This is a genomic window from Microtetraspora malaysiensis, assembly GCF_001528665.1.
Classification (GTDB): domain Bacteria; phylum Actinomycetota; class Actinomycetes; order Streptosporangiales; family Streptosporangiaceae; genus Microtetraspora_A; species Microtetraspora_A malaysiensis.
On sequence record NZ_BBYJ01000052.1, the window covers coordinates 1 to 604 of the forward strand.

1 rRNA gene (cut by a window edge) is annotated in these 604 nt (G+C 58.6%); it reads right to left on the reverse strand.

Annotated elements, in window-relative coordinates:
* Positions 1-44 precede the first annotated feature (44 nt).
* A 23S ribosomal RNA gene (locus tag AWQ71_RS39700) occupies positions 45-604 on the reverse strand (it continues 2,864 nt past the right edge of the window).

Sequence of the window (604 nt, forward strand, 5' to 3'; positions counted from 1 at the left end):
GGACTGCTTGCAGTCTCTGAATCGCATAGTCGACGCGAACATCTATGGACAAGTCCTCGGCCTATTAGTACCGGTCAGCTCCACACGTTACCGCGCTTCCACTTCCAGCCTATCAACCCGGTCATCTACCGGGAGCCTTACCCCACAAAGGGTGGGAGACCTCATCTCGAGACGAGCTTCCCGCTTAGATGCTTTCAGCGGTTATCCCTTCCGAACGTAGCCAACCAGCCGTGCTCCTGGCGGAACAACTGGCACACCAGAGGTTCGTCCGTCCCGGTCCTCTCGTACTAGGGACAGCCTCTCTCAAGTCTCCTGCGCGCGCAGCGGATAGGGACCGAACTGTCTCGCGACGTTCTAAACCCAGCTCGCGTACCGCTTTAATGGGCGAACAGCCCAACCCTTGGGACCTACTCCAGCCCCAGGATGCGACGAGCCGACATCGAGGTGCCAAACCATCCCGTCGATATGGACTCTTGGGGAAGATCAGCCTGTTATCCCCGGGGTACCTTTTAGCCGTTGAGCGACACCGCTTCCACAAGCCGATGCCGGATCACTAGTCCCAGCTTTCGCTCCTGCTCGACCCGTCAGTCTCACAGTCAAGCTC